The sequence below is a fragment of the Pseudoalteromonas sp. NCCP-2140 genome, assembly GCF_023708065.1.
GTDB lineage: Bacteria > Pseudomonadota > Gammaproteobacteria > Enterobacterales > Alteromonadaceae > Pseudoalteromonas.
Window position 1 is genome coordinate 1 of sequence record NZ_BRCZ01000008.1, and the last position, 9,101, is coordinate 9,101.

General features: G+C 41.9%; 5 protein-coding genes. 3 read left to right on the forward strand and 2 right to left on the reverse strand.

Annotated elements, in window-relative coordinates; genetic code table 11:
• Positions 1-1,102: 1,102 nt before the first annotated feature.
• Both NFU46_RS15145 and NFU46_RS15150 read right to left on the reverse strand, forming a co-directional pair.
• Positions 1,103-2,182: a phosphotransferase enzyme family protein gene (locus tag NFU46_RS15145; RefSeq protein WP_251602917.1), complete on the reverse strand. Its 1,080-nt coding sequence runs from the start codon at positions 2,180-2,182 to the stop codon at positions 1,103-1,105.
• Between the two features lie 41 nt (positions 2,183-2,223).
• Complete coding sequence (locus NFU46_RS15150; RefSeq protein WP_251602920.1) at positions 2,224-3,111, reverse strand: NTP transferase domain-containing protein; 888 nt, start codon at positions 3,109-3,111, stop codon at positions 2,224-2,226.
• A gap of 1,159 nt (positions 3,112-4,270) precedes the next feature.
• On the opposite strand from NFU46_RS15150, the gene NFU46_RS15155 reads away from it, so the two are divergent.
• The 3 genes from NFU46_RS15155 (at position 4,271) to mutT (ending at position 8,792) form a co-directional block, all read left to right on the forward strand.
• Positions 4,271-4,747 carry a DUF721 domain-containing protein gene (locus NFU46_RS15155; RefSeq protein ID WP_251602922.1) on the forward strand — a complete coding sequence of 159 codons (477 nt, stop codon included), beginning with the start codon at positions 4,271-4,273 and terminating at the stop codon, positions 4,745-4,747.
• A gap of 872 nt (positions 4,748-5,619) precedes the next feature.
• The gene (gene secA / locus NFU46_RS15160) at positions 5,620-8,328 is read left to right on the forward strand and encodes a preprotein translocase subunit SecA (RefSeq protein WP_055022436.1); all 2,709 of its coding nucleotides are present in this window, start codon (positions 5,620-5,622) and stop codon (positions 8,326-8,328) included.
• A gap of 62 nt (positions 8,329-8,390) precedes the next feature.
• Positions 8,391-8,792 (forward strand): 8-oxo-dGTP diphosphatase MutT, encoded by a 402-nt coding sequence (gene mutT / locus NFU46_RS15165; RefSeq protein ID WP_251602924.1) that lies wholly within the window; start codon positions 8,391-8,393, stop codon positions 8,790-8,792.
• Positions 8,793-9,101: the final 309 nt, after the last annotated feature.

The window sequence follows — 9,101 nt, forward strand, 5'->3', positions numbered from 1 at the left end:
AAGGGCACGAGTTATGAACCCAGTTTACTAGCCAATTAATATTTAGCCTTCAGTAACAGAAACAACAGTATTGACCAAGAACCTGCGTTAAGCGGTTAGACCCACCCTTGATAGCCTGTAAAGTGCCTGGTGTGTTAAAACACCGAGTAGGAGAAGAGACACAAGGGCGCGAATACATCAAAGGGCCGAGGTAGCTCCTCATTATGAGCCCGCATATAAGTACGCAGTCTGACAAAATTAACGAAGGGTATTGTGCAATAGGAGGAGTCCATATAAGGGACTTTAGTGCCGAAAATATTTGCATAAAAAACTAGTCATCAGCTTTCTGCTGTCAGTTTTGAGCCGAAAAATTTTCACAAAGAGAAGTGAATGAGGAGAAAAAGAGGAAAACAAAAGATTTAATATCTTAGTGAATTAAAGATCTTTTTTCTAACCACAGAGGACACAGAGAGCACAGAGGAAGAGAAGGTGAGACCAAACTTTTTTTAATATTGGTTTCTCTGTGTAGCGCGAAGCGCCTCTGTGCTCTCTGTGGTTCAAATATGTTTTGCACAAAGTGTTGTGCTTCAATGAAACCGGACACTAATTTAGGTGGTATTATTACCTCTAAAGCGCAGCGCCTCTTAGCCTCTTTGTGAGTTAAAGATCTTTTCCTAACCACAGAGGACACAGAGAGCACAGAGGAAAAGAAAGAGAGATTCAAACAGTATTTATCTTCATTCAGCTAAGCGTCTCATGATCTCATTGTGATACTTTAGTTTTCTCTGTGTAGCGCGAAGCGCCTCTTAGCCTCTTTGTGAATTAAAGATCTTTTTCTAACCACAGAGGACACAGAGAGCACAGAGGAAGAGAATTTATAGCCATCAGCTTTCAGCTGTCAGTTTTTAGTCGAGCGGCATTGTTTGTGGGTTCTTTATTGATTTGCAGGCTTGGTGCTGAATGTTAGACGCGCCAAGCAAGCGTGACGCCTACGTTTGATGTAGGCGTGAAATTTATTTCGCGCGAAAATATTTGCACAAAGAGAAGTGAATAAGGGAACCACTGGATCGTTTTTACTTCCTCTAAAGCGAAGCGCCTCTCATCCTCTTTGTGAATATAAAACCTATCCTTTATTTATTTCTAATATCGCTTTAAGGGTATGTTCTTTTTCAAGAATATCGCGATAAAGAGCAAACTGATTGCGGGCGCGTTCTAGATTTTGGTTTGCATGTTTGGTAGCAAAGTAATTATCGCCATCAATAAAGTCTGTTAAAAAGCGTAGGCCAATCATAAAGGTCATGACTTTGGTTCCTAACCAGAAGCTTTCTTTTTCGGCGTCTGTTATCACATCTTGTAATGGTTCAACATAACCTTTGACGATGGCGGCGAAGATCTCTTCACGAACACGTACATTACTTAGGTTGGTTGAATCTTCTTGCTCAGGAGAGCAGAAGGTACGTACCATATCGCCAAAATCAAATAACCAATAACCAGGCATACAGGTATCTAGGTCGATGACTGCTTTTGCATCGTCAGATTGCGTGCAAAACAGCATGTTATTGATTTTTGTATCGTTGTGGCATGGTCTTAAAGGAATGTTACCTTCAAGTTGTTTTAACTCATCAACCAAACCTTGCTGAGCTAAACAAAAATTGATGTCGTCTTGGCAAAGTGCCGCACGGTTTACAGAGTCTTTTTCGATTACTTTTTTGAAGGCATCAAAGCGCATCGCTAAGTTATGAAAGTCTGGGATCACATGATGCAGCTGTTCAGCCTGAAAGTCTTGTAATGCCAGCGCGAATTGGCCAAATGCATTGGCTGCAGTTTGTGCTTGCGAGATTGTTGCTACTACATCTTCACTATAACTGCCGCCAATAAATTCGAGTGCACGCCAAACACCTTGATCGCATTCAACTAAAAAGTCGCTTTCGATAGTTGGAACATGACGAATAATTTCGAGGCTGTATTCACCATTGTCGTGTTTTTCACTAAGGTGCTGCTCAATTAGTCGTGCATTTTCAACTAGGTGCTCAGGATTAGGAAACACATCGGTATTTAACTTTTGCACAACCAAGGCGTTTTCTTCTGATTTAAGTAACATGGTTGTGTTGATGTGGCCATTGCCAATTGGCTTTAGCGTTACGTTATCTGTGCTTAAGCCAAAGTGCTCAGAAAGATAAGTTGCAACAGGATTCGACTTCATTAATTTTCCATTACTTATTTTTTTGCAAGAAGAGGTGAGGGTTAATCGTTTTGCTTACGGCGTAACTGACATAAAGTGTGTGCTATTGCATCCAATTCAGCTTTGTAGGTCACGCCATACCATGGCTCTTTTGCAGTATAAACGGTTACAGCTTGGCGGTTATCTTTAATCGCGAGTTGTATCTCATTGGGTAAATAGTACTCTTTAATGACACCGTTGTCAGTATTTTCTAAAAACTCAGTAAAGCCTTTTTCTAAGTCATTAAATAAACTCGGTGTTATTCCCCAAAAGCTCATTGAGCCAAGGGCTTCATCGGCTATTTTTAACCTTTCACCTTGTGGGTTGTTACCCTTTAAAACGTTATTTTCGAGTTTGATATCTAGGTACTCTACCACATCGGTTAAATGCTGGTGGCTATCAACAGAGCATACACCACGGTTTACGCCACCTTCTTCGGATAGTGTATCTTTTATTGGGTAACCTACCATCGCCCAATTGCTATGCTGTTTGAAGTGTTCGCTAATAATTGCAAAAGAAGACTCGCCATAATAATCATCAGCCGTAATGACAATGGCTGGGTTATTCACATAGGGTTTTGCGCAAAGTAATGCATGGCCTGTGCCCCAAGGTTTTTGTCGTTCAGTGGCTAGGTGCTCATAGCCTTTGGGCACTGCACTAATTTCTTGCTCAACTAGGATTACTTCGAGCGACTCAGGCAGGCGCGGTAAAATCGTCGCTTCAAACTCAGCACGAATTTTTTTATTAATGATGATCACGGCTTGGCTCACGCCCGCTTTAACAGCATCCTGAATACTAAGCTCCATGATGGTACAGCCCAGCCCCGGAATTTCGGCAATTTGTTTGTTTCCGCCAAAGCGGCTACCCAGCCCGCCAGCCAATACGATTAAAGTAAGAGAGTGTTGAGTCATCGTGCAATTTAAATAAAAAACAAAGGAAAAGTGTACCAGAAACAATCACGCAGGAGGAAGAGGGAGGGGCTTTAAGCTATAAGTCTTGGGCAAAATGTACATATTCGCTGCTGAGCTGATAGGTGTCATTGTAGGCGTGAAGTTTATTTCGCGCGTAAGATCTTTTTGCACAAAGAGAAGTGAATGAGAAAAGAATGAGGAAGTGATAATAATGCTTTTTTGTATTCTCTAAAGCGCAGCGCCTCTTAGCCTCTTTGTGAATTAAAGATCTTTTTCTAACCACAGAGGACACAGAGAGCACAGAGGAAAAGAAAGAGAGATTAAAATAGTGTTTATATTCAGCGAAGTGTCTCTTTATCTTTTTGTGATAATTTGGTTTCCTCTGTGTAGCGCGGAGCGCCTCTGTGTTCTCTGTGGTTCAAATATTGTTTTTTCACAAAGAGAAAAGAATGAGAAGAAAAAGAGGAAGTGCTAATAATGCTTTTGTTTTCTCTAAAGCGCAGCGCCTCTTAGCCTCTTTGTGAATTAAAGATCTTTTTCTAACCACATAGGACACAGAGAGCACAGAGGAAAAGAATTTATAGCCGTCAGCTTTCAGCTGTCAGTTTTGAGCCGAACGGTGTTGTTTGTAGGTTCTTTATTAATTTGCCGGTTTGGTGTTGAATTTTAGACGCGCCAAGCAAGCGTGACGCCTACGTTTGATGTAGGCGTGAAATTTATTTCGCGCGTAAGATCTTTTTGCACAAAGAGAAGTGAATGAGAAGAAAAAGAGGAAGTGCTAATAATGCTTTTGTTTTCTCTAAAGCGCAGCGCCTCTGTGTTCTCTGTGGTTCAAATATATTTTGCACAAAGAGAAAAGAATGAGAAGAAAATGAGGAAGTGCTAATAATGCTTTTGTTTTCTCTAAAGCGCAGCGCCTCTTAGCCTCTTTGTGAATAATAACTGTAAAAACCATAAATTAGACTTGCCAAGCAAGCATGACGCCTATAATCACGTAACTTGTAACTTGTAACTTGTAACTTGTAACTTGTAACTTGTAACTTGTAACTTGTAACTTGTAACTTGTAACTTGTAACTTGCCCCTCGTCCCTAATAGCTTCATATTTACGTAGGTGGTATATTCTCTTTGTGGTGATTAACCCTTTTAGGTAGACGATTAATGGCAAAAGATAGATACGCGCCAAAAGCTGTTGGCGATATTATGGCAGGCTTAAGTGGCCGCTTGGCGTCTTATGCTGGTAAAACTCAAGGCTTGTCTTCTCAACAAATCATTCTTGATGACTTCTTAGGTGAAACGCTTTCGAAAAAATGCCGAGTAAGTAATTACCGTGATGGTACTTTGATGATCGAAGCGGTTTCAGCACCGATTGCACTGCGTTTAAATTACTTAAAAATGGATATGCTTTCGCATTTTCGTGCCGCTGGTATGGTAGAGCTTGGGCAAATTAAAATTACCGCAAACCCACAAGCAACTCAGCGCTTATCGGCAACAAATAAGCCAGAACAAAAGCCTGTTTCGAAGCGTCAAATGAGCGAACAAACGGCCGATTACCTCAGCGCCATCGCCGCAGATGCCCCTCCATCGTTAAAAGCCAAGTTAGAGCGTTTAGCACAACATGGGCGCAAAAATAAGTAAAGCCGTCAGCTTTCAGTTTTGAGCAGAATAGTTTTGTTTGTTATGTATTAGTTTGTAGGCTAGCTGCGGGATGTAAGACGCGCTAACAAGAGCTTTTTCTAACCACAGAGTACATAGAGAGCACAGAGGAAGCGAGAGGAGGTTCTAAATACTTACTCTCTAGAGCGAAGCGTCTCTTTATCATTTTGTGATAATTTTGTTTTCTCTGTGTAGCGCGAAGCGCCTCTGTGTTCTCTGTGGTTCAAATATTTCTTTTCACAGACAGCGAAAGGTTTGCAGAGCGAAATACACAAGTTAAACCTTCTAGCTCTTTAATTAATTTTATTCCTCTAAAGCGAAGCGACTCTTTATCTCTTTGTGATAATTTTGTTTTCTCTATGTAGCGCGCAGCGCCTCTATGATCTCTGTGGTCCAATATTTCTTGTCGCAGACTGAGCAAGTAGGTCGTGCTTTAGCGCGTCATGGGTGAAGGTTATGTAATATCTTGTCGCCATAAATGACGACCTACATTTACAAAGTCGAATCTCGTCCCTCGAATCGCCTTTTTTCTCCCCTGATCTTGATTTTATTTCGATTGTCGCCATATCTATTCAGTAATCTTGTTTTCACCCTTTTTATGGGGTTAGATCAAAGATTATGGCTGATTTTTAAATTTTCTTGCCGAAATTCCATATCTTCACACACAGAAGGTTTGATGTTGCGCAGACTCTGGTATGATAGCGCACGAAATAAGCGGTGTTTTGAACAGCGTACTGATAAATTGTTAATTAATATGCCCTACATCATGAGCATAAGCGCATATTAATTATCAATTGAAGAAAGTGGGTTAGCTAGTGACTAGCTAACAAAGAATATATTGTAACGGTTTTATCATGATATCTAATTTATTTACCAAGATTTTTGGTAGTCGCAATGACCGCACTATTAAAAACCTAAGAAAGACGGTCGCTCTAATTAATGCGCTTGAAAAGCAATTAGAAGCGCTTTCTGATGAAGATTTAAAAGCAAAAACAGCTGAATTTAGAGAGCGTTACGATAACGGACAAAGCCTAGATGACATTTTACCAGAAGCATTTGCTGTGGTACGTGAAGCATCTAAGCGTGTAAATGGCATGCGTCACTTCGACGTACAGCTACTAGGTGGTATGGTTTTACATCAAGGTCGCATTGCAGAAATGCGTACCGGTGAAGGTAAAACACTAACAGCAACATTACCTGCATACCTTCGTGGTTTAACAGGTAAAGGTGTTCACGTAATTACCGTGAACGACTACCTTGCAAAACGTGACGCCGAAACTAACCGCCCATTATTTGAGTTCTTAGGCCTAACAGTAGGCTGTAACGTACCAGGCATGATGCCACAGCAAAAGAAAATCGCTTACGCTGCCGACATCACATACGGTACTAATAACGAATTTGGCTTTGATTATCTGCGCGATAACATGGCATTTAGCATTGAAGAGCGTGTACAACGCCCACTTTACTACGCTGTAGTGGATGAGGTGGATTCAATCCTAATCGATGAAGCGCGTACGCCGCTAATTATCTCAGGCCCAGCTGAAGACAGCTCTGAGCTTTACATCGAAATCAACAAAATTGTGCCTGACCTAGAGCTTCAAGAAAAAGAAGATGAAGAAGGCGTTGAAGGCGATGGCGATTACACTATCGATGAAAAGTCTAAGCAAGTTCACCTTACAGAGCGCGGCCAAATTAAAGTTGAAGAGCTACTAATTGAGCGCGGCTTAATTCAAGAAGGTGATTCACTTTACTCAGCTTCAAGCATCACATTATTAAGTCATGTGTATGCGGCACTTCGTGCTCACAAGCTTTATCAAAAAGACGTTGACTACGTTGTTAAAGAAAACGAAGTTATCATCGTTGATGAGCACACTGGCCGTACAATGGAAGGTCGTCGTTGGTCAGAAGGTTTACACCAAGCTGTTGAAGCAAAAGAAGGTGTACGCATTCAAAACGAAAACCAAACATTGGCATCAATCACATTCCAAAACTACTTCCGTTTATACGACACGCTAGCGGGTATGACAGGTACAGCAGACACAGAAGCGTTTGAGTTCCAGTCTATCTATGGTCTAGACACAGTAGTAATGCCAACTAACAAACCGATGATCCGTGACGATCGTGCTGACCTAGTGTACCTAACACAAGAAGAAAAGTACGAAGCAATTCTTGCTGATATCAAAGATTGTCAAGAACGTGGTCAACCGGTACTTGTGGGTACTATCTCTATCGAAAGTTCTGAGTACTTATCGCAGTTCTTACGTAAAGAAAAAATTAAGCACAACGTACTAAATGCTAAGTTCCACGCACAAGAAGCAGACATCGTTGCCGATGCAGGTTTACCTGGCACAGTAACCATTGCAACTAACATGGCCGGTCGTGGTACTGATATCGTGTTAGGTGGTAACTGGAACAGCGAAGTTGAAAAGCTAGAAAACCCAACCGATGAGCAAATCAAAGCGATTAAAGATGAGTGGCAAAAACGTCACGATGCGGTAATCGAAGCGGGTGGTCTACACATCATTGGTACTGAGCGTCACGAATCTCGTCGTATCGATAACCAGTTACGTGGTCGTTCTGGTCGTCAAGGTGATGCCGGTTCAAGCCGTTTCTACTTATCAATGGACGACGCGTTAATGCGTATCTTCGCTGGTGAGCGCATGACTAACATGATGCGCAAACTAGGTATGCAACGCGGTGAAGCAATTGAGCACCCTTGGGTTAACCGCGCAATCGAAAACGCACAACGTAAAGTTGAAGCACGTAACTTTGACGTTCGTAAGCAATTACTTGAGTACGATGACGTAGCAAACGACCAACGTCGTGTTGTTTACTCGCAACGTAACGAGCTACTTGAAGAAGGCGATATTTCAGAAACTATCACTGCAATTCGCGGCGATGTGCTAAATGGTGTGATTGACCAATTCATTGCACCGCAAAGCTTAGCTGAAATGTGGGATATACCAGGTCTTGAAGAACGCTTAAAACAAGATTTCTTAATCGAGCTGCCAATTTCACAATGGCTAGCTGACGATAGCAAACTATACGAAGAGAAGCTTCGTGAGCGTATCGAAGAAGCGGTTGAGCAAGCATACAAGCAAAAAGAAGAGATGGTAGGCGAGTCTGTACTACGTCAATTCGAAAAAGCGATTATGCTACAAAGCCTAGATCAACACTGGAAAGATCACTTAGCTGCGATGGACCACCTTCGTCAAGGTATCCACTTACGTGGTTACGCACAGAAGAATCCTAAGCAAGAGTACAAGCGCGAGTCGTTCGAGCTATTCTCTGAAATGCTAGAGAACTTAAAAGTCGACGTTGTGGGTATTTTAAGTAAAGTACAAGTTCGCGCTGAAGAAGATGTTGAGAAAGTTGAAGAGCAACATCGCCGTAGCGAAAATGCACCACGTGAATACCAACATGAAGAAGCTGAGCACATCGGTGGCGAAACACCAGAAGGTGCTGTAGTAACACAACGTGCAGAACCTAAAGTAGGCCGTAACGAGCCGTGCCCTTGTGGTTCAGGTAATAAATATAAGCAGTGTTGCGGTAAATTAAAATAACCAAAACACGGTGATAAAAAGCGACGCTTGCGTCGCTTTTTTTATGATTAAGGAAACAACAAATGACTAAAAAAATAGTGCATGTTGCTGTTGGCGTTATTTATAAAGATCAGCAGTTATTTATTTGTAAGCGCCCAGACGACAAACATCAAGGAGGCTTATGGGAATTCCCTGGCGGCAAAGTAGAGCACGGCGAAAGCGTGTTTGCAGCTTTACAGCGTGAGCTATTAGAAGAAGTAAACCTAACAGTAAACGCCAGTGAAGAGCTAATGGTTATCGAACATGACTACGGTGATAAATGTGTGCGTTTAGATGTGCACATTGTTGATGACTTCACTGGTACGGCCCATGGCGCAGAAGGCCAACAAGGTAAATGGGTCGCACTCAGCGAGCTTGATGATTACAGCTTTCCTGCCGCGAATGTTGAGATCATCGAAAAGATAAAGCAGAAGTACGAACAGTAACAGCCGTCAGCTTTCAGCTGTCAGTTTGAAGCTGGACTGTGTTGTTTGTAGGTCTTTGCCAGGGCCTACCTCGTAGGAGGTACTTTAGTGCCGAAAATATTTGCACAAAGAGAAGTGAATGAGAAAAGAAAGAGGAAGTGATAATAATGCTTTTTTGTTTCCCTCTGAAGCGCAGCGCCTCTTAGTCTCTTTGTGAATTAAAGATCTTTTTCTAACCACAGAGGACACAGAGAGCATAGAGGAAGAGAATTTAAAGCCATCAGCTTTCAGCTGTCAGTTTTTAGCCGAGCGGCATTGTTTGTGGGTTCT